The following is a 20,519-nucleotide window of genomic DNA, read 5'->3' on the forward strand; positions in this document are numbered from 1 at the left end:
ATGGGGCAAGCCCCCACCGCACAGACAGGCGGCTTCAATTTCTTAATATAAAAACTCCAAGGCAGGACTACATATGAAAAACGTTGGTTTTATCGGTTGGCGCGGGATGGTCGGCTCTGTACTCATGCAACGCATGATTGAAGAACGCGATTTTGACGCCATTCGCCCGGTTTTTTTCTCAACATCTCAGCATGGTGAACCTGCGCCAACCTTTACCGGTCAGCAAGGTACCTTGCAAGATGCGTATGATATCGACGCATTGAAGGCGTTGGACATTATCATCACCTGCCAGGGCGGCGATTACACCAACGAGATTTACCCTAAGCTACGCGCTAGCGGCTGGCAAGGTTACTGGATTGATGCCGCCTCTTCGCTGCGCATGAACGAGGATTCGGTCATTATCCTCGATCCGGTTAACCACGATGTGATTCATGATGCGCTCAACAAAGGTATTAAAACCTTCACGGGCGGTAACTGCACCGTGAGCCTGATGTTGATGTCTCTGGGCGGCCTATTTGCCAACAATCTGGTCGATTGGGTATCCGTGGCGACTTATCAGGCAGCCTCTGGCGGCGGTGCGCGCCATATGCGTGAACTGCTCAGCCAAATGGGCATGTTGCATAACAGCGTTGCCAAAGAGCTACAAAATCCGGCTTCCGCCATTTTAGACATCGAACGTAAAGTCACCGAATTAAGCCGCAGCGGCACGCTGCCAACCGATAATTTCGGCGTACCGCTAGCGGGTAGTCTGATCCCTTGGATCGACAAAGCGCTAGATAACGGTCAAAGCAAAGAAGAGTGGAAAGGTCAGGCTGAAACCAACAAGATTTTGGCCACCAAAGAGATCATTCCCGTCGATGGTTTGTGCGTGCGCGTTGGCGCTCTGCGTTGCCATAGCCAAGCTTTCACAATCAAGCTCAAACAGGATGTCTCTCTGCCTGAAATCGAGCAAATGCTGGCCAGCCACAACGACTGGGTGAAAGTGGTTCCGAATGACCGCGAGCTTAGCATGCGAGAGTTAACGCCTGCCGCCGTCACCGGCACGCTGTCAACGCCGGTCGGTCGCTTACGTAAGCTGAACATGGGACCACAGTATCTTTCTGCATTCACCGTTGGCGATCAGCTGCTGTGGGGCGCTGCGGAGCCTCTGCGTCGCATGCTGAAGTTTGTGTTGTAAATTATTAGCCCTCTCCTTCGCTGGAGAGGGCTCTCATTCAGTCACTATCAAACCTCAGCAACCACCTTCGGCACGCGAATCACAATACGGGTAAATTTGTCAGCCTCGCTTTCCACGCTCACACCAAACCTATCGCCGTAGCGAGCTTTAATCCTACGATCGACCAGGTTCATACCTAGCCCATCGCCACGTGGTTTAGACTGATAAAGACCCGCATTATCTTCAACGCTTATCAGAATATCGTCGCCTTCTCTCCAGCTATGCAAGCGAACCTCACCAACGCCAAACAGCTGCGACGTGCCATGTTTAATTGCATTTTCCACAATCGGCTGCAACGAAAACGCGGGCAAACGTATGTGCATTAAGGACTCATCGATATCAAAATCAATCATCAGATGATCGGAGAAACGCGCTTTTTCAATCTCCAAATAGGCTTTTACATGTTCGATTTCATCACCCAGCGTCACTTCGTCGCTGCTGCGTTTTAAATTCTTTCGGAAAAACGTCGACAGCGAAAGCACTAGCTTACGTGCATGGTCTGGGTCGCGCCGGATCACGGCTGATAAGGTGTTCAGTGCGTTAAATAGAAAATGAGGATTCACCTGCGCATGCAGCAACTTGATCTCAGACTGAGCCAGCAACTGCTTCTGCTGTTCATACTTACCCGCCAATATCTGTGCCGAAAGTAAATGAGCAATACCCTCACCCAGCGTACGGTTAATGCTGGAGAACAACTTATTCTTCGGCTCATACAGTTTGATGCTGCCTACCACGCGATTATCTTCACCGCGCAGCGGGATCACCAGCGTTGAGCCAAGCTTACAGTTCGGCGTGACCGAGCACTGATACGCCACCTCGTTGCCATCGGCGTAGACCACTTGATCAAGCTCAATGGCACGATGCGTGTGATGAGAGGTAATGGGCGACCCCACCAGATGGTGATCGTCACCAATGCCTATAAATGCCAGCAGCTTTTCACGGTCGGTGATCGCCACCGCGCCAACCCCTAATTCTTCATACAGCACTTTGGCAACTTTCATACTGTTCTGCGGGTTAAAACCTTGCCGCATGACACCTTCAGCTCGAGCCGCAATTTGTAGGGCTTTTGAGGAGAACGCCGAGGTGTATTTTTCAAAGATTGCCCGCCTGTCGAGCAAGATCTGCATAAACATAGCTGCACCAACGGTGTTAGTGATCATCATCGGCAAAGCAATATTTTCCACCAGCTCTTCGGCCTCCCAGAACGGACGCGCCACGATCAAAATGATCAGCATCTGGAAACACTCAGCCAAGAAAGTAATCGCAGCAATCACCAGCGGTTGGAACAGCAGATCTAGCCGATTGTTTTTCAGCATATAGCGATGCAATAACCCACCGACTAAGCCTTCCACCACCGTGGAAATCATGCAGGCCATTGCCGTCATGCCGCCCATCGAATAGCGATGTAGACCGCCGGTCAATCCCACCAAAAAGCCCACGGATGGCCCACCAAGAACCCCACCTAAAACGGCACCTATGGCGCGGGTGTTAGCGATAGAATCGTCGATATGCAGGCCAAAATAGGTTCCCATGATGCAAAACATCGAAAAAGTGAGGTAACACACGAGCTTATGCGGCAGACGAATAGTGACCTGCATCAGCGGGATAAACAGCGGGGTTTTACTCAACAAATAGGCGATAACCAGATAAACGCACATCTGTTGCAGCAAGGAGAGAATTAAATCGATCTGGCTGACATCCATGGAAAATATCCTTCATTCACATGGCAGGTTTCACATGGTAAATAGTGTAACTGATCGAGGGGTGACGACAGTGCTTTTCTCCCCAAAAGTCATAGCCGATGCTCGAAGGACAGCCGAATTTAGGCAAAAAAAAAGCCAGCACCCGAGCTGGCTAAAAAAACACTGGAAGCAATGTGAGCAATGTCGTGCCTTCTCGAAAGGACGCCTTGGATAGCGTGAGTCAAATATGAGCTACTTAACTGACGTTTCTCTAAGGTTGTCTTCCCTAGAACGCACGGCAATGATAATCATTATCAATATCACTTGTAAAGCGTTTTTTTAACCATTAATAACCCTACTAAAATAGTTTTTATCCTTTATATTGAATGGGTTATTTGCTAACTCGTTGACAGGAAAAACAAATGGCCGAGATTATAATTCGCGCAGCAACGCCAAAAGATGTCGAAGAATTGCACAAGTTACATACTTATCCGCAGGTCTACGCTCAAACACTACAACTCCCCTATGCCACAACAGAAGTTTGGGAAAAACGCCTGAATCAGACACCGGCTGGCACCTATCATCTCGTGGCTGTACATGAGAATGATATCGTGGGATGTGTGAGTTTAGACGCCTATCAGCGACCACGTATGCGCCACAGTGGAACTTTTGGCATCAGCGTTAAGCATGATTTTCAAGGGCGCGGCGTAGGCAGTAAACTTATGACGGCTATGCTAGAGCTTGCCGATAAATGGCTGGATTTAAGAAGAATTGAGCTTACGGTGTTTACCGATAACATCGGTGCCGTTGCGCTATATAAAAAATTTGGTTTTGAAATAGAAGGCACCAGCCGTAGCTACGCTTTTCGTGATGGTGATTACGTTGATGCATTCCATATGGCAAGATTACGCGCGCTCCTGTAGCAACCCTTCTTTGTGGCTAACCAGATAACGACAGAAATTAGCGTGGTTGGTTAGCCCAAGCTTGCGCATTGCGCTGCGCTTATGGCCACTAATCGTTTTCTCACTCACCTTTAATTTACGCGCAATTTCACCGAGCGTTTGTCCCTGCTGCAAGCAACTCATGACCCTTTCTTCGCTGCGCGTTATCTTAACATCGGCTTGTTTTCCTCGTTTTTCAAGGAAGCCTCTAATCGCATCGCTATGCTCAACCACGCCCGATAATAGACGTGCCATAATAGCTTCCCGCAGCAACGAAATCGGTTCCTGTTTAGACAGTAACGTATAGGTATTGTGTGAAATGACTCTCGATAAAACATAGGGATCTTCGGAGCGTGTCAAGACGATCACCGGAAGCTTAGGAAAAGCCGCTTTCAGAAAATGCAAGGTATCCAACGCTCCTGATAAACCGTATTCAAAAGGAACAATTTCGATAATTAATGCATCAAATGGTTTTAGCGTGTGCTCAAGAACAAACTGAGAACATAAGTCAAATGACTGACATTTCATTTCCATGTCATCCATGCAACTATATATTCCCATCGCATCAACATAGGAGGTTTCAACTAATGCAATTCTTAACATTTTATCCCTAATGATAATTATATGCAGAAGAATATTCAAATTATTCTGCAAATTTGCAATGTAATGTATAAATTCTTAAGGGTGGGAAAATAATCATTCACAAACCTAGGATAAAACTATAACACTCTAGTTTGTTATAAATACATGAACATTTCTGGTATGTTTTGTATATAAAATCATCGCAACCTGCAGAATAATAAACTAAAAAACCACTCAAAATTAGCCTTACGAGCTGCAAAATTAATACAAAACATGTCGAATAAGTCAGTTTATTGCTATGTTTTACTCAATCAAATAATAGGTTATACAATTAACAAATAGCATTGACATCATGACATTGCATTTAATCTAGATATAATGAGACTAGAACACTAACCTAAATTTTCACACACAGAGCAGATACCTCTAACGTGGTAATTGCCTTCAATATAAAAAAGAAAAAAATGCAAAAAAACAATTTAGCAAAAGAACTATTTCTTTATAGTTCAGAGATACAGAAACTGCCTAATTTTAGACAGTCCATCGGAAAGCATTACGATTTAATGTTATCGATGTGTAAAACACATCCTTTATTCTATAAAACGATGTTTAAGGATACGCGTTTCAATATCGCGATAACGATATTATGTTTTTATTTTACACGTAAAGACCCTACATTATCCGATGTTAAAAACCACTGTGTAAGCCACGGCCTAGGAAGCCATAATAGCTTGGAATCATTAATGTTTTTCCTTCGTGTCGGCGGAAGGCTTAATGTCAAAAAAAGCGAAAAAGACAAACGAATTTTATTGTTCAACCCAACCGAAAAAGGTTTGGATGAGACTCGTCGTTATTTAGCAAATTCTCTCGCTATTTTCCCCGATCTTCTGCCGGACTATCGCTTAGAAAAAGATCACCTTGATAACTATGAGGGATTAAAAAGCTTCTTTATCCGCTGCGCTGATCTGATGTTCAATGATGTCATTGTGAGCAATATTCTTCCTGATTCTCAAGTGTTCTTATTAAAAGACGCAGGACATATGATATTTATTCGTCTTTACATAGAGTCATTAAAACAAAAGGAAAATCAAAGTGTCACTGCCAATATATCTTATAGCCAAATAGCGAAAGAAACTTCTGTTTCACGTACTCATTTGCGAAGGATTGTTGATGCCGCAGCCAAGAAAAATCTTATGACGCCTCATGAAAATATGACGCTTACCTTGCATGATTCATTCATTACTTTAGCGGAAGAATACATGGGCTTATATTTTGCTTTTGTTCTATATTGCTTAGATATCGACCCGACAAATTCGACATTAATGTAGCGCCGGTACAGTCACAGATAAATATCACTAGTCACATCTGAAATAGCTGCCATGAAAAATGGTAACTTAAATGATTAGTTGATTATCTGGGTGTAATCCCAGTAGTTCCCTTCATCGTTTATTAGCGAGAAGGATATCTTTTTGCTCGTATTTTCTAAGCCCGAAGGCAACGTAATCTGATGATGGCTTTTGGGCGATAATGTTCCAATATCTAAAGGAATATTACTTATTGTCACACCAATAAAGCTTAAATAATATTCGGTCGGATTTTCAATCATCAGACTCTCTTTTTGCCGCACAAATTTGATCTTTTTACCAACAGATTCCTGTAGCTTATCTAGCCCTTTAGGTCGTAAAAAGAGCTTCATTTGAGTGCGTAATGCAATCGTAATTTTTTGCACGGAATCGCCTGCCAGGCGCGGGGGGATCTCATAAACATTCAACCAAAACATAGACTCTCGATCTTTTGGCAGTTGGTTATCCATCACCATCAAGCGCAAGTTCGTCATCTCTTCAGGTTGCAGCTTAAATACCGCGGGCAATACCAGAACAGGAGAAGCACTTTTATCCGGTGTTGCCTGTGGATCTCCATCATCAGACCATGCCTGAACCACTACGGGATAGGTGTTTTTATTCACAAGCTGCAACGACGCTTCCGTTTCACCATCGTTAAATACCACGCGAGTCGCCTCTGCGTTCACCGCTGCCTGCACATTTGCTACACCTAGCAGAGCAAAAATAATGCAGCCAATATTACTGAATACGGATAAGAATCTGTGCATGCGCCTGATAGCTCCCTGCGGTAAGTTCATCCGAGCCAAATTTCTCTAACTGAGCCATAAAGGTTTCGGTGTAGCTATCAATCCCCTGAGCCGTATTTGAATCCACTTTCGTTTGATCGCCGCCAAGAATCGGTGACCAGCCGGTAGTTTTGGTAGTGTCCGTAGTTAAAAACTGCATCGGCTGGTTATTACGGTAGATCTTTACCCCCACGCCGCGGGCATGGCCCTGTGTACCATACTGTTCATCAAGTAAATAGTTCGCTGCGCCTGACGTTATCAGCCCATATTGAGTTGCGGCCGCAACGCTAGCCGGCGGAGCTAAAAACCCCAGCGCTATCTGACCAGTCTTCAAACCAGAAGTCGCGGCAGACTGACATTGGAAATCCAGCGTAAACGGTGACTGGCTCACCTGTCCTGCCTGTAGCGCACTGATGTTGATCGCTGGCAATGTCACCACCGGTGTGAAATTGCTGACCTTACAGGTCGCCCCACGGCGAAACGTCACATATTTATACAGCCCAATTGATGCAGGCCAAGTGCCATACCAGCCGGGAAAGCTAGTCTGTGAATCAGCACCATCGGCTGGGCCGGTAATCCCCGGACCACGAAATGCGATATACGCATTTGGCTGGGTATAAGCATATAAATAGCTGGCGGCGTTATTGGTACCTGCACGGGCATAGTTCAAACGAAAAACTTCAGTTTGCACCGCGCTAAAATTTTTCGCTTTAATCAGCAAACGGCCTTGGCTATCGGTATCAAGCCCGGTAAGCAGGCGTGATTTCCATATTTTGTCGTAAAATTGGCCGGTCTCCATATTGGTAAACCGAATAGCAACGTTACGTACATAGGTAGCATAAGCCTTCGGAGCGACGCCGGTAATGCTGCCGTCATCATATAGACCGGCATAGGCCGCATCGCCGTTAGTGGCATACATCTCAAATATCTGATTTGCATCCGCCGCATCGCAGCGAAATAACACTCGCTCACTCTCATAGCCCGAGTTAATCGCGTAGGAAGTAAACGGTGCGACGCTAGAGGCTAATAGCGTGCCATCAGGCTGGAAATCATTGCTGGTGCTGATATCCACAACGCTAGGCAATCCTAAAGAGCCGTTGTTGTTATCTAAACTACCGGGCCATGAGCTCGCCACCCCATCACTGGGGCTGCTAAGCTGTGATTGAGCCGTAATTTTTGTGCAATTGGCGATCGCAGATGAGGATATCATCAGCAGGAAAAGCGTTGATATTGCACTGGTGTTGGCTTTCATCCTGAACATTTCTGTCCCCTTAATGTACACATTGCCCAGAAACAGAAACCAACTCCTGCTCTTCAGACGACTCTGGTAAAACGTAGCTCACGCGGCACATCTCTTGCGCACTTTCACCCCAACGCACGGTTAGCGTGCCTTGACGCTCACGCACACGGGCATAAATCAGGCTCGCTTGGCCAGACATCCCTACCACGTGATTTTGGTCATCCACCACGTTGGCCCCCATCGGTAAAGCATCGGTGCCATTGATTTTGGCTTTGATTAGCACACCATAGCCACTCAACGTATCGAAAGATGCTTTCACGGCGGCGCCCGCGTACGGGATCACGCGGCTTTGCGTACTCTTAAGCTCGGTATGCTTATTGATCCCTTTAGGATCAAGGCTGATCGTGTTGTAACGATAAGGCGTCAGCGACGGAATAATAGCGTAGCCATTGCTGTCGATACGGGCACCCTGTCCATTTTTCACCAATGCGCCCTTAGCGCCTTTGGCTTCAACCAACCCAAACGTTTCACTCAAATAAGGCCCAACCGTGACGCCTCCCTGATGAATCACAGCGGCACCGCGTCCCCCTAAGCCCCATTGGGTATATTCACTCGAGGCAGAATAACTGCCGTTAAGCGTACCGAACGCAGAGTTCTTTTGCAGATTCGCACCCCAGTTCTTAGTACTACCCGCTTGGTTCTCGCGATTTTGCTGATATCCGGCATATACCGAATAATTCAGCGTTCCTTGCTCGTCTAACATGCCCGAAAGGGATGTTTGCGCTGAGTTACCTGAGCTACCAGCATGACTGAGCGACGTCGAAACGTAGTTTTCACGTCCGCCAAACGAAAGCGGGATTGAGAACGTTAGCGTAATCAGGTTCTCAGTATTGCCTACGTAGGAAGAGGAATATCTACGCTCAGAGTCATCATCACCACCAATATCCATCTGGTTACGGTATACCGACTGCTGACGGCTAATCGCCAAGTTGTAGCTGATGCTTTTCCAACTGTTGGAATAACCCAGTTGAAGCTGCGTATTACGTGATTGATTATCGTAGTAATCCATCACCGATCCTGACAAATACAAACTGCCATAATCACCCAACGTCTGGTTAATCATCGCGGTAAACTGATTACGCTGGTTCAGCGTATCTGACTTGAAAACATTATTTGAGCCCTGTTTTTTACTGGCTCGTTCGCCTAATACGTCACTCAGCTCACGGTAGCCTTCCGTGGAATAGCGATAGCCCGCCAGCGCAACGTTGGTACCGGTATAGTCGAACGTTCGGCTATACGAAGCCTGCACACGCCACCCAGACTGACTTTGTTCATCATCAATTTTGGCGTGTGACCACGTGGTGTTCACACCGAATGCACCTAGCCAATGACTCCATACACCACCGGCCAAAATAGCCTGATAATCATCAGCAACACGCACGCCGAGGTTGCCGGTAAGGCTATTGGAAATCCCGCGTTCATAGGTGAAATCACCGAACAGGTTCTGTGTACCACCGTAATCACGAGCTTTCCCGATCAGCGCGTTATAACGGCCAACGCCAGGACGCATCGAATCAGGTACCGCAGAAAATGGCACGGTAAACGTTGAGCTACGCCCATTTGCTTCAATGACTTCAACCTTCAAGTCACCTTCATAGTGGGTGCTGCTCAAATCATCAATAACAAAAGGCCCCTGAGGGACGTTGGTTTCGTAGATAGTACGGCCATTTTGGCTCACTACTACCCGCGCGTTGGTTTGCGCTGTTCCTCGGATCTCAGGCGCATATCCACGCCGCGACTGTGGCCACATTCGTTGGTCAGTTTCCAGCTTGATACCGTTGAACGCCATGCTGCCAAACAACGAGCCACCACTGTAGCTTTGGCCAATCATTAAGTTGCTGTTCAATGCTGCAATCGGCCTTTGTAGGTAGGTTTGCAGAGATTGCCACTGATAATGAGTTTGGCTCGGCGACTGGCTATACGTTGCCGATGATTGCTGGCGTAGCTGCCATAAACCTAGGTTAATACCTGATTTCAAACCAAGAAAACCATACTGGCTGGTGCCACCAGAGCCTGAGCGATAGCGGCTTTGATAGTAGTTAGTGCTGTAGTTGAGGAACATTAACGATTCCCCCGCCTCCCAACTCTCCACGGGAACCGCATCACGCGGTGAGCGAGCAAGTAAAGCCTGAGGAATATAGAGATCCAGACGCAGCCGAGGTTGGTCAAAGGCCCAACTGGCTCCTTTTAGCAGCTGCTCAGGCGCCTGACATACCGCTTTCTCTTGTGGATCGGCGGTTTTATCGACGGGCGGCAGCGAACTTTCGTTAACACCCGACTCCAAATAAAAATCGCGGCTGAGGCAAGGTTCGCTCTTTTCTTGAGCGGAGTTGTTAACAAAGTCAACGCTGTCCCGCTGCATAAAACGGCCATTCAGATAAATATCGACTGAATATTTTCCCGCAGCGGTATTATTATCCGTATTAAAACGCTTTAGTCCCTTAGCAAAACCACCACCTAAAAACAATGACTCATCAAAGGTATATTGACTATTATCTGTCGCCCACGAATAAACGCTCATCGGGAATAATGCACAGGTAACCCATGAAGCTAATTTACGATTATTCATCTAAATACCCTCTCATTCCCTGAGATGAATGAGGAATCCATCATAATTGGTAACGGTGCGTTATTTTTGCTCCCTGATCGTTAATATAATTAATCGTTAACTCAGGATTTTTAATTTTGCTTGTCACCGGCCATGCATCAGAACTAAACGGGGCGATCATTTTGTTTCCGAGTTGAATCGCTTTATTTTCTGACAAAATGCTAGCCCCCGAAATAGACAGGTAATAGCCGCTCAAATTTTCTAGTTCCAGCGCGTAAGTATTTCCACGCTGAACTATTTTTGGTTTTACGTGTTGAGCAATCTCAGCAGGCGATGTCGTTATTCCAGCAGGGCGATAAAAAACCTTCACTCGGTTACGCAACATTATCAACATTTGATTACTGCTACTTTTTGCTTCTCTTGGTGGAATTTGCAAAAAATTAAGGTAATAGACGGACTCACGATCCTGAGGTAATTGTGCCCCAGTAAACATTAGCCGTACGGTTTGGCCTGCTTTTGCCGCCATTTTAAAAAATGGCGGTGTAATAATGAATGGCGCTTGACCTGTTTCAGGCGTTGAGTCTTCATTACCGCTGTCCATCCATACCTGAATCACATTAGGAAAATCATCGTGATTAGTCAGTTGGATATTTACCTCTTTGTTTTGCGCAGGATAAACCACACGGTTTCCTGTCATCACCACGCTTGCCTGAGCCGAAGCAACCCAGCAGAGCGCCAAAACACATCCAGTAAAAACATCCCTGACAGATAACATATTGTTGTTCCTAAATAATTTACAGACCGGCATCCCGGTCTGTATGACTTACTGGTAAGAAATTGCGTACTGTAATGAGCCCGCTACGGTGCCTGCTGTTGCTGCTGCAGTCGCATAATACTGGACAGCGAAATCATGCGTAGCCTCGGTATCACCTTGTTTCAGAACCAGACCGTCAACGCTTTGTGGGCTCGTTAAATTAATACCCGCAGTGTCTTGAGTACTTTTCAGGATTTGTAATTCAACGTTTCCTGCACCACCGGTATTACCCAAGTTGCCGCTATTGGTCACGTTATTACCAACGAAAACGGTTTTAATATTGGTGTCTGCCGCATCATTTTTGGTGCAGCCTGTTACGCCCAGAGTAAATATCGTTTGGCCAGCAGTATCACCAGATGCAGCTAAATCTGTAGCAGCTACGGTTGGCAGTAAAACAATCGGGCTAGCGTCATTTCCGTTAATAGAAACAGAGCAAGTCTGAGCGGTAACTTCACCTTGGAAAGTGATAGTATTCGCACTGATTGCCATTGCAGATGCAGAAACAAAACAGCCCGCCATTAATGCGATTGATAAAATAGATTTATTCATTAGGTTCTATCCTTTAATTTATACAGATGACTATCGTTATTTGTTTTAACGATTTTATTAATTTAAAAATCCCTGTTTTTTTAGTCGCTAGAATAAAAACGGGCCGTTTGGTGTTTACTGCAGAGTGAAGCGCGATCACTCTGCAGTAGAAACCTAAAGCAAGTTTTTAGTTATCTAAGGAAAACAAAAACGTCGAATTAAAAGTGCATTTCAAAACAAACAAAAATGTATTCATGATCCCTCACCTTTATATCGGCTAACACCACTTTTCTATGCGTTCACATAGCAGGAAGCGTTCCTCTTATCAGAGAGGAATATGCGTAATTAACCAAGAAATTTGTTATTTATTTTTTAATTCGATTCAGTTCATCCTTATAAACGTTGCTAGATAGAAAGTGAGAAAAAGACTAACAGACTGCTCAGAAGATTCCTATACCCACAAAGTGAATGAGGTGTTAATTAAATGTTATTTCATTCGAAAGTAAGACCTATTTCAGGTGCTAAATCGATAACATTTGTGAATGCAAGGTAAAAAAACACCATGTTTTACATATAATTAGCATGTTTATTATGAATACTCGCTTTTTGGACTACAAAAAATCGCCCCATTTTTGTGCAGGGTGTACATTTTTGGGGTCATATCTAAAAACGTGGTTTTTTACAAAAATACATAGTCGCGTCGCGATCAATTTTCGCAAAAATAAGATAAACCGTGTTTTTGCAGCTCCGTTACAAGTAGATGCAATAAATCACTTACGTTGACTATTGGTTTATCAAATCAACCTTTACATAACCAATAACCGCACTTATAGTTTGCGCAGTTAATCAGCGGAGATCCTTCCTTGGAAAGTCAGAGTAGTAACTTACATAGCAGTGATATATCACTGGCAAGCTGACTATCTCCCCAGATGCTTTGCTTGCCAGACTCGGCGGGCAGCATCACTTCTCATACCAGAACTGTTGCGTACCCATAAAAGACGCTATCAGCCAATAGGCTGATGGATTTGATGCGGACAGTTATCATGCATATTTATACTCGCGCCCTATTCCCTCCGGGTAGAAGTCTATCGATGTGAGTTGTCGGTAACGTTTACGTCACCTACTTTCTCGCGTCCGCTTTTCTTGTTGCTGTTGATTGCACCTAATCAACCTGCGCAGGAAGGCTCTCTCACGCCGGTATTTTGATATACGTCCACTTTGGACACACAGCAAAGACTCTCGCCGCGAGGCGTAAGGAATCAATATGGACGAGCACCCCAGAAGCAACGTTACCCGCGTTGCACGGGCTGACGTGAGCAAACTCCGTCCCTAATCTGCAACGCATACTCTTAGCCCTTGGCTAATTAAGCAATTTGCGAAAGAAAACTCCTCATTTTTGGGGCGGATTTCTGCACGCAAAAAAACAGTGATGAGTACTGTGTTATGACCCAGAGAATCGAACAGGCCGCTGAAAAACGCAGCCGCAAAGACAAGAAAAAAGTCACCTATCTGATTGCAGAAGAATCTGCGGTCAGCTTGGATGCGACCCTCTCTAACCTCTCTTCAAACCTCAGTGGACTTGAGGAAGAAGATGCACGCCAACGCCTGCTGGAAACTGGCCCAAATCAGGTTGCTCATGAAAAAGTGCCGCCTGCTTTGGTGCAGTTAATCAGCGCGTTTAACAATCCCTTCATTTTTGTTCTGATCGTGCTGGCTGCGATCAGTTTCTTCACCGACTACTGGCTACCGCTGCAACGCGGTGAAGAAACCGATCTCATTGGCGTAATCATTATTTTGATCATGGTGTCATTGAGCGGATTACTGCGTTTCTGGCAGGAGTTTCGCACCAATAAAGCCGCTGATGCGCTGAAATCAATGGTGAGAACCACCGCTACGGTGCTGCGTCGTGCGCATCCTGCGGCCAAAAGCGAGTGCAAAGAGATCCCTCTGCAAGAGCTGGTCCCGGGCGATATTATTCTGCTTTCCGCAGGCGATATGGTTCCTGCCGACGTTAAATTGATTGAATCGCGCGATCTGTTTATCAGCCAAGCCGTTCTGACCGGTGAAGCGATTCCGATTGAAAAATATGATGTTACCGCCAGCATTAGCCAAAAATCATGCAGCAGCGATAATAGCGAAAGCGAGCTATTAGAGCTGTCCAACATTTGTCTGATGGGAACCAACGTGGCCAGCGGCACCGCCAAAGCCGTGGTAGTTGCCACCGGTGGCAAAACCTATTTTGGTTCTCTGGCTAAATCCATTGTTGGCACACGCACCCAAACGTCGTTTGACCGTGGTGTTAACAGCGTTAGCTGGCTGCTGATCCGCTTTATGTTAGTGATGGTGCCTGTTGTTCTGTTAATCAACGGCTTCACCAAAGGCGATTGGGCAGATGCCGCGCTGTTTGCTTTGGCGGTTGCCGTGGGTTTAACCCCTGAAATGCTGCCAATGATCGTGAGCTCTAACTTGGCGAAAGGGGCAATTACCATGTCCCGTCGTAAAGTGGTGGTTAAGCGTTTGAATGCCATTCAAAACTTTGGTGCTATGGACGTTCTGTGCACGGATAAAACCGGTACGCTAACCCAAGACCGCATCATTCTTGAGCATCACATCGACATCAATGGGCACGAGAATAAAGAAGTGCTGCAGCTGGCATGGCTAAACAGCTACCACCAGAGCGGCATGAAAAACTTAATGGATAAAGCGGTGATCCGCTTCGGGCGTGCTCGCCCTGAAGTTGAGGCCATGGCGCGGTTTAGCAAAATTGACGAACTGCCATTCGACTTTATTCGCCGCCGCCTGTCGATTGTGGTGAGTGATGAACAACGTCGCCATACGTTGATTTGCAAAGGCGCCGTCGAAGAGATGCTGGCCATTGCCACGCACATTAGCGATGACGGCAACATTTTGCCGCTCGACGATAGCGCACGTGCCGAACTAATGAAATTAGCCACTCACTATAATGAGCAAGGCTTCCGCGTGCTGATGGTCGGTACTCGTGATTTAGGTATTGATGGCTGCGTTTTCCCGCTGAGCAACAGCGATGAGCGCGATTTGGTGATCTGCGGATTGCTGACGTTCCTCGATCCACCAAAAGAGTCTGCGGCAGAAGCGATCACCGCGCTGCGTGAAAACGGCGTAATGGTTAAAGTTTTGACCGGCGATAACCCTATTATCACCAGCAAAATCTGCCGTGACGTGGGATTAGAACCGGGAGAGCCTCTGCTGGGCAGCGAAATTGAAGGCATGAGCAACGAGCACCTTGCCTTGCTGGCCGAGCAACGCACCGTGTTTGCGAAGCTAACGCCGCTGCAAAAATCACGCGTACTGAAAGCGCTACAAAGCAACGATCATACCGTTGGTTTCTTGGGTGATGGTATCAATGATGCCCCAGCCCTGCGCGATGCCGACGTGGGAATCTCCGTAGATACCGGCACCGATATTGCCAAAGAGTCAGCCGATATCATTCTGTTGGAAAAAGATCTGATGGTGCTGGAAGAAGGCGTCATCACCGGTCGTGAAACCTTCGGGAACATCATCAAGTACCTGAACATGACCGCCAGTTCTAACTTTGGCAACGTGTTCTCCGTGTTGGTCGCAAGCGCATTCATTCCGTTCTTGCCAATGCTCGCCATTCAGCTGCTGCTGCAAAACTTGATGTATGACATTTCACAGCTGACTCTGCCATGGGACAAAATGGACAAAGAGTTCCTACGCAAGCCACGTAAATGGGATGCCAAAAACATCGGGCGTTTCATGCTGTGGATTGGGCCGACGTCATCCATTTTTGATATCACGACCTACGCCATTATGTGGTTTGTCTTTGCTGCCAACAGCATTGAGCATCAGGCGTTGTTCCAGTCTGGCTGGTTTATTGAAGGCTTGCTGTCACAAACACTGGTTGTACATATGTTGCGTACCCAGAAGATCCCGTTCATTCAAAGCACGGCGGCGCTGCCGGTTATGCTCACCACGGGTATCATCATGGCACTTGGCATTTATATTCCGTTCTCACCGCTCGGTGCGTGGGTGGGCTTAGAGCCGCTGCCATGGCAGTACTTCCCATGGTTAGTGGGTACGCTGTTCAGCTATTGCGTTGTCACTCAGCTAATGAAACGTTTCTATATTCGTCGTTTCGGACAGTGGTTCTAATCTCGAACTCTGATTAAGCCTAAAAGCCGCGGTCATCATGCCGCGGCTTTTGCTTTTTTATATTAAGAACAGGCTTTAACTAAGGTATCGGTAATCCACTGGTTCACGCTTTTACCTGCAACCTCGGCGGCCACATTGATCTGTGAATGCACATCCGGCGGCACACGCAGGCTAATTTTTCCGCTCGCGGGGCGCTGTGGCTCACGCCCTCGTGAGGCGCAATATTCCAGATAGTCATCAACCGAAATCTCAAACTCTTTACGCAAATCAGCCACGTTGTCGGCATGAAAGCTAATTAAGTCGCGAATACCAGCCAAACGGCCAACTAAACAGTTATCTTCATGGCTATATTCAATACGTGCGGTATAGCCTTTGTAAGTCATTTCATTCATGGAATAACTCCCACCACTTCAAGAAAAGCTCTCAATTCTGTTATTTGATAGATCTTCGCCTCCTTCCTAGGATGCGGACGATGGAGCAATACAACAACACCACCGATTTCAAATTTAACGCGCGAGCCTTGGCCTTCAGAAACCACAGCACCTAGAGCGATTAACAAGTTTTCAATCTTCCGCCACTCTAACGTTCGTATCGGCGGGTTAGTGAAAATGACGTATAGCGTTCGTTGGTGTCTGGCGCTGAGTTTATGAGTCGACATCCTTGCACCTCATCCGTGTCGCTCACGCAATAACGATATCAAAAATTGATATCATAGCAAGCGTTTTGCGATGAAAATTTGAGCGCAATGTAGAGTGAATTGAATGAGATGGCTAACCACTAAACGCCGTTGTTTACCCTGCTTCGCAAACAAAAAATGTATCCCCAGCGGCATGGAATAATCTCTGCGGCACTTCTCGCATAATTAATTTAATCACCAGCAGCCTATACTGATTTTTAGTGCCATTCGTGCGCCAACAACACAATCAGCAACATGCTGCTCATCCTACTTAGAGACATCACATGACAAATTCTTGGGAAGATCGTTTAACCATTGCCGATTTAATGACGGGTTGGATGCACAGGGATCTGGCCGAATGGGACAAAATGCTGGAACTGTTTCACCCAGACGGAACCATCGAGGTGACTTGGTTTGAAGGGTTATTTACCGAGTTCGTGAAAGGCTCCCAGCGCATGGGAAATTCTGCGTTAGTCACTAAACATCTGATCGGCTCACCGATGATCCAGTTTAACGGCGACAAAGCCATCGTTGAAACCAACGCGATGATCGTGATTGAAAATGCGCAAATGAAACTCGGTGCCAGCGTTCATAACCGTTTTTACGACTGGGTCGAAAAACGTAACGGAGTGTGGAAAATCACACGCCGCCAGTCTATCTATGATTTTGGCTCGTTCAACTTCCCACAGGGCATCGTTGAAATCGATAAAGCCACGGCGGAAAAATTCCCTATCGCCTACGCGCCACTGGCATACCTGTTGGAAAAGAGTGGTTTCCCGCTATCGCGCGAATTTGCCAGCAAAGGAAGCTCTCTGGAAACAGAAATGAAAGTCGAAGGGCAAGCGTGGCTGAAAGGGTAACGCTCAAGTCGATCCGCCCCGGTCGGGGCGGAAGAGAGGTTTTATCGTGCTGCCAGCGCCTGCGCGCAGGCCCAAGCAGAGCTCCACGCCCATTGGAAGTTATATCCCCCCAGCCAGCCGGTTACATCTACCACTTCGCCGATAAAGAATAACCCCGGTGCTTTGTGCGCCTGCATAGTTTTTGACGACAGCTCATTGGTGTCAACGCCGCCTAACGTCACCTCTGCGGTACGATAGCCCTCAGTACCGTTCGGGAGCACCTGCCATGCCTGTAATGTTTCCACCACCTGCATCTGCTGCGCAGCATTTAACTGCTTTAACGTTACGTCTGGGATTTGCCCCAAAGTTTGTAAGCACTCAACCAAACGTTTAGGAAGCTGTTTTGCCAGCGTATTTTTCAGGCTCTGATTCGGATGCTCAATGCGCTCTGCATCGAGAAAAGCAGACAGATCGCAATCTGGCAGTAAATTGATAGTGACTTTTTCACCGGCCTGCCAATAGCTGGAAAGCTGTAAAATCGCCGGGCCTGACAAACCACGATGGGTAAACAGAATACTTTCGCGGAAGCTGGTGCCTGATTCAGCGGTCACAACCGAAGGAACGGCCACGCCCGACAGTGTTTGTAGATGATCTAACAGCGGTTTATGCAGCGTAAACGGCACCAACGCAGCGCGCGTCGGCAGTACCTTAAGACCAAACTGCTCGGCGATTTTATAACCGAAAGGCGTCGCACCAAGGCCTGGCATAGAAAGGCCACCGCTGGCAATCACCAGCGATCTGCAGATAACCTGCTCGCCGTTTAGCTGCAGAGAAAACTCACCGTTCTCCATCCGCTCAACGCTCAAAATTTCACTGCGCAAGCGAATAACCACCTGTCCCAGCTCACACTCTTTTAGCAACATATCCACGATCTGCTCAGCGGAATCGTCGCAAAAAAGCTGGCCCAAGGTTTTCTCGTGATAGGCAATTTGGTAGCGACTCACCAGTTCAATAAAATCCCACTGGGTATAACGCGCCAACGCTGATTTGCAGAAGTGTGGATTCTGCGACAAATATGCCGCAGGCTCAGCATACATGTTAGTAAAGTTGCAGCGACCGCCACCCGACATCAGGATTTTGCGTCCTGCTTTTTTGCCGTTATCAACAACCAGCACCCGCAAACCAAGTTGCCCTGCCTGAGCAGCACAAAACAGGCCAGCGGCACCAGCGCCAACGATCACTACATCAAAATTTTCCACACATAACCTCTTATTTCGCGGTTTTGAACACAACCACGAACGTAAATACCGATTTTTCCAATATGAGCTAATCTGGTAATAAATGGCGAAATAATCCCAGACCCGCGGCGGGGGATTGTAAACGGGGTAATTCTTCACCGCCAGCGGAAGAAAAAATTAATCTTAAGATATTCACTCAACACACTGAAATTATAGGACTAATCCGAGATATGTATTCATTTCCAATGTAAACAAATCAAAAAAACGTCATATTTTGCTTTTCCCCAGCACGCGTTCTCGCAGATAATGCGCCGCGTTCATGACCACTAACTGGCGTAACGCTTATGCTACATCTATTTGCAGGGCTGGATTTTCACACTGGCCTTATGTTAGTCCTCGCACTGATGTTTGTTTTGTTTTATGAAGCCATCAATGGTTTCCATGACACAGCAAACGCAGTCGCAACAGTTATCTATACTCGTGCACTACGCTCGCAGATCGCGGTCGTTATGGCGGGTGTTTTCAACTTCTTAGGTGTGATGTTGGGTGGCCTCAGCGTCGCCTACGCAATTGTGCACCTTCTCCCAACAGATTTGCTGTTGAACGTGGGCTCGACTCACGGTCTGGCGATGATGTTCTCTCTGCTTCTAGCTGCGATTATCTGGAACCTCGGCACCTGGTACTTTGGTCTGCCGGCCTCCAGTTCTCACACGCTAATCGGCGCGATTATCGGTATTGCACTGACAAACGCACTGATGACCAACACTTCCGTGGTGGATGCACTCAACATTCCGAAGATGCTGGAAATCTTCCTATCGTTGATTCTCTCGCCACTCATCGGTCTGGTTTTGGCCGGCCTGATGGTATTTGTTCTGCGTCGTTACTGGAGCGGCACAAAAAAACGTCGCCGTATGCATATGACACCTGCTGAGCGTGAAAAGATTGATGGCAAACGTAAGCCACCGTTCTGGACACGTATTGCCCTGATCCTGTCTGCTGTCGGCGTGAGCTTCTCTCACGGTGCTAACGACGGTCAGAAAGGCATTGGTCTGTTGATGCTGGTATTGATTGGTGTGGCTCCGGCCGGCTTTGTGGTTAACATGGACGCCACTGGCTATGACATCACGCGTACCCGCGATGCAATCACGCATCTGGAACAGTATTATCAGAAGCATCAGGAAGCACTGCCGCATATCGTTGGCATTGAAGAACATCAGCCTGTTGCACCAAGCACCAGCAGCAATGATTTCCATTGTGATTCTTCACGCGCACTGATTGCCATCGATCACAGCAAAGCACTGCTGAACAACCTGCAACGCTACGATGAACTGAGCGTTGATCAACGTAATCAGATGCGTCGTTTGCTGATGTGTGTGGCTGATACGGCGGATAAAGTTGCCAAGCTGCCAGAAACAGACGCTCAGGATAAGCGCTTCCTGAACGACCTGCGTAAAGACCTGTTAGAGACCGTTGAGTATGCACCGATGTGGATTATCGTCGCTGTGGCTCTGGCGCTGTCTCTGGGTACCATGGTTGGCTGGCGTCGCGTAGCAACCACCATCGGCGAGAAGATTGGTAAGAAAGGCATGACCTATGCGCAAGGCGTTTCTGCGCAGATGACTGCCGCCATCTCGATCGGCGTGGCAAGCTATACCGGTATGCCCGTTTCCACCACTCAGGTACTCTCTTCTGCGGTTGCAGGTACCATGATTGTGGACGGCGGCGGTGTACAGAGTAAAACGATCAAAAGCATTCTACTGGCATGGGTTCTTACCCTTCCAGTTGCGATTGTGCTTTCTGGTGGTTTGTACTGGCTGGCGCTGACCTTCGTGATTTAACGTATTCCAACTATCAAAAAGCCCGTTCATTGAACGG

At 47.1% G+C, this 20,519-nt stretch carries 16 protein-coding genes; 6 read left to right on the forward strand and 10 right to left on the reverse strand.

Annotated features, from left to right (window positions below; translation table 11 throughout):
* Positions 1-73: 73 nt before the first annotated feature.
* On the forward strand, positions 74-1,177 hold the full coding sequence (gene asd / locus AB3Y96_RS21335) for an aspartate-semialdehyde dehydrogenase (protein ID WP_367300163.1): 1,104 nt from the start codon (positions 74-76) through the stop codon (positions 1,175-1,177).
* A gap of 47 nt (positions 1,178-1,224) precedes the next feature.
* Here asd and AB3Y96_RS21340 read toward each other — a convergent pair whose 3' ends face one another.
* Positions 1,225-2,919, reverse strand: coding sequence for a LytS/YhcK type 5TM receptor domain-containing protein (locus AB3Y96_RS21340; RefSeq protein ID WP_367300164.1), 1,695 nt, complete (start codon positions 2,917-2,919; stop codon positions 1,225-1,227).
* A 401-nt stretch (positions 2,920-3,320) separates the two neighbouring features.
* On the opposite strand from AB3Y96_RS21340, the gene AB3Y96_RS21345 reads away from it, so the two are divergent.
* Positions 3,321-3,821 carry a GNAT family N-acetyltransferase gene (locus AB3Y96_RS21345; RefSeq protein WP_367300165.1) on the forward strand — a complete coding sequence of 167 codons (501 nt, stop codon included), beginning with the start codon at positions 3,321-3,323 and terminating at the stop codon, positions 3,819-3,821.
* Here the strand turns inward: AB3Y96_RS21345 and AB3Y96_RS21350 are convergent.
* A complete protein-coding gene (locus AB3Y96_RS21350) occupies positions 3,804-4,442 on the reverse strand; it encodes a LuxR C-terminal-related transcriptional regulator (protein ID WP_072309360.1) in 639 nt (212 codons plus the stop codon). The genes AB3Y96_RS21345 and AB3Y96_RS21350 overlap by 18 nt on opposite strands.
* Before the next feature lie 443 nt (positions 4,443-4,885).
* Between AB3Y96_RS21350 and AB3Y96_RS21355 the strand changes: the two genes are divergently transcribed.
* The gene (locus tag AB3Y96_RS21355; protein ID WP_367300166.1) at positions 4,886-5,749 is read left to right on the forward strand and encodes a hypothetical protein; all 864 of its coding nucleotides are present in this window, start codon (positions 4,886-4,888) and stop codon (positions 5,747-5,749) included.
* A 74-nt stretch (positions 5,750-5,823) separates the two neighbouring features.
* Here the strand turns inward: AB3Y96_RS21355 and AB3Y96_RS21360 are convergent, their stop codons facing one another.
* The 5 genes from AB3Y96_RS21360 to AB3Y96_RS21380 are packed head-to-tail and all read right to left on the reverse strand — an operon-like array spanning position 5,824 to position 11,760.
* Positions 5,824-6,531, reverse strand: a complete 708-nt coding sequence (locus tag AB3Y96_RS21360) for a molecular chaperone (RefSeq protein WP_367300167.1) — start codon at positions 6,529-6,531, stop codon at positions 5,824-5,826.
* Positions 6,503-7,810 carry a fimbrial protein gene (locus AB3Y96_RS21365; RefSeq protein WP_367300168.1) on the reverse strand — a complete coding sequence of 436 codons (1,308 nt, stop codon included), beginning with the start codon at positions 7,808-7,810 and terminating at the stop codon, positions 6,503-6,505. Before AB3Y96_RS21365 ends, AB3Y96_RS21360 begins: the two co-directional genes overlap by 29 nt.
* A 10-nt stretch (positions 7,811-7,820) precedes the next feature.
* Positions 7,821-10,418: a fimbria/pilus outer membrane usher protein gene (locus AB3Y96_RS21370; RefSeq protein WP_367300169.1), complete on the reverse strand. Its 2,598-nt coding sequence runs from the start codon at positions 10,416-10,418 to the stop codon at positions 7,821-7,823.
* Positions 10,419-10,458: 40 nt separating this feature from the next.
* Positions 10,459-11,172 (reverse strand): molecular chaperone, encoded by a 714-nt coding sequence (locus AB3Y96_RS21375; RefSeq protein ID WP_072309356.1) that lies wholly within the window; start codon positions 11,170-11,172, stop codon positions 10,459-10,461.
* Between the two features lie 48 nt (positions 11,173-11,220).
* Positions 11,221-11,760, reverse strand: coding sequence for a fimbrial protein (locus AB3Y96_RS21380; protein ID WP_025799462.1), 540 nt, complete (start codon positions 11,758-11,760; stop codon positions 11,221-11,223).
* Positions 11,761-13,182: 1,422 nt separating this feature from the next.
* Here AB3Y96_RS21380 and mgtA point away from each other — a divergent pair.
* Positions 13,183-15,891, forward strand: a complete 2,709-nt coding sequence (gene mgtA / locus AB3Y96_RS21385; protein ID WP_367300170.1) for a magnesium-translocating P-type ATPase — start codon at positions 13,183-13,185, stop codon at positions 15,889-15,891.
* Positions 15,892-15,953: 62 nt separating this feature from the next.
* Here the strand turns inward: mgtA and AB3Y96_RS21390 are convergent, their stop codons facing one another.
* Together AB3Y96_RS21390 and AB3Y96_RS21395 are read right to left on the reverse strand one after the other, a co-directional pair.
* Entirely contained in the window at positions 15,954-16,283 is a 330-nt protein-coding gene (locus AB3Y96_RS21390; RefSeq protein WP_040044457.1) for a type II toxin-antitoxin system HicB family antitoxin, read from the reverse strand.
* Positions 16,280-16,549 (reverse strand): type II toxin-antitoxin system HicA family toxin, encoded by a 270-nt coding sequence (locus tag AB3Y96_RS21395; RefSeq protein ID WP_046360051.1) that lies wholly within the window; start codon positions 16,547-16,549, stop codon positions 16,280-16,282. The genes AB3Y96_RS21390 and AB3Y96_RS21395 overlap by 4 nt, the downstream gene beginning before the upstream one ends.
* A 302-nt stretch (positions 16,550-16,851) precedes the next feature.
* Here AB3Y96_RS21395 and AB3Y96_RS21400 point away from each other — a divergent pair, with 302 nt between their 5' ends.
* Entirely contained in the window at positions 16,852-17,427 is a 576-nt protein-coding gene (locus AB3Y96_RS21400) for a nuclear transport factor 2 family protein (RefSeq protein WP_072309353.1), read from the forward strand.
* 41 nt (positions 17,428-17,468) lie between these two features.
* On the opposite strand, the gene AB3Y96_RS21405 is transcribed toward AB3Y96_RS21400, so the two are convergent.
* A complete protein-coding gene (locus AB3Y96_RS21405) occupies positions 17,469-18,665 on the reverse strand; it encodes an NAD(P)/FAD-dependent oxidoreductase (RefSeq protein ID WP_072309352.1) in 1,197 nt (398 codons plus the stop codon).
* A 323-nt stretch (positions 18,666-18,988) separates the two neighbouring features.
* Here AB3Y96_RS21405 and pitA point away from each other — a divergent pair, with 323 nt between their 5' ends.
* The gene (gene pitA / locus AB3Y96_RS21410) at positions 18,989-20,482 is read left to right on the forward strand and encodes an inorganic phosphate transporter PitA (protein WP_072309351.1); all 1,494 of its coding nucleotides are present in this window, start codon (positions 18,989-18,991) and stop codon (positions 20,480-20,482) included.
* Positions 20,483-20,519: the final 37 nt, after the last annotated feature.

It is taken from the genome of Hafnia alvei, assembly GCF_964063325.1.
GTDB classification, from domain to species: domain Bacteria; phylum Pseudomonadota; class Gammaproteobacteria; order Enterobacterales; family Enterobacteriaceae; genus Hafnia; species Hafnia alvei_B.

Bases quoted from the DNA above. Each gene is read 5' to 3' on its own strand.
- asd (WP_367300163.1), top strand. From the start codon at position 74: ATGAAAAACGTTGGTTTTATCGGTTGGCGCGGGATGGTCGGCTCTGTA.
- AB3Y96_RS21340 (WP_367300164.1), bottom strand. From the start codon at position 2,919: ATGGATGTCAGCCAGATCGATTTAATTCTCTCCTTGCTGCAACAGATG.
- AB3Y96_RS21345 (WP_367300165.1), top strand. From the start codon at position 3,321: ATGGCCGAGATTATAATTCGCGCAGCAACGCCAAAAGATGTCGAAGAA.
- AB3Y96_RS21350 (WP_072309360.1), bottom strand. From the start codon at position 4,442: ATGTTAAGAATTGCATTAGTTGAAACCTCCTATGTTGATGCGATGGGA.
- AB3Y96_RS21355 (WP_367300166.1), top strand. From the start codon at position 4,886: ATGCAAAAAAACAATTTAGCAAAAGAACTATTTCTTTATAGTTCAGAG.
- AB3Y96_RS21360 (WP_367300167.1), bottom strand. From the start codon at position 6,531: ATGCACAGATTCTTATCCGTATTCAGTAATATTGGCTGCATTATTTTT.
- AB3Y96_RS21365 (WP_367300168.1), bottom strand. From the start codon at position 7,810: ATGTTCAGGATGAAAGCCAACACCAGTGCAATATCAACGCTTTTCCTG.
- AB3Y96_RS21370 (WP_367300169.1), bottom strand. From the start codon at position 10,418: ATGAATAATCGTAAATTAGCTTCATGGGTTACCTGTGCATTATTCCCG.
- AB3Y96_RS21375 (WP_072309356.1), bottom strand. From the start codon at position 11,172: ATGTTATCTGTCAGGGATGTTTTTACTGGATGTGTTTTGGCGCTCTGC.
- AB3Y96_RS21380 (WP_025799462.1), bottom strand. From the start codon at position 11,760: ATGAATAAATCTATTTTATCAATCGCATTAATGGCGGGCTGTTTTGTT.
- mgtA (WP_367300170.1), top strand. From the start codon at position 13,183: ATGACCCAGAGAATCGAACAGGCCGCTGAAAAACGCAGCCGCAAAGAC.
- AB3Y96_RS21390 (WP_040044457.1), bottom strand. From the start codon at position 16,283: ATGAATGAAATGACTTACAAAGGCTATACCGCACGTATTGAATATAGC.
- AB3Y96_RS21395 (WP_046360051.1), bottom strand. From the start codon at position 16,549: ATGTCGACTCATAAACTCAGCGCCAGACACCAACGAACGCTATACGTC.
- AB3Y96_RS21400 (WP_072309353.1), top strand. From the start codon at position 16,852: ATGACAAATTCTTGGGAAGATCGTTTAACCATTGCCGATTTAATGACG.
- pitA (WP_072309351.1), top strand. From the start codon at position 18,989: ATGCTACATCTATTTGCAGGGCTGGATTTTCACACTGGCCTTATGTTA.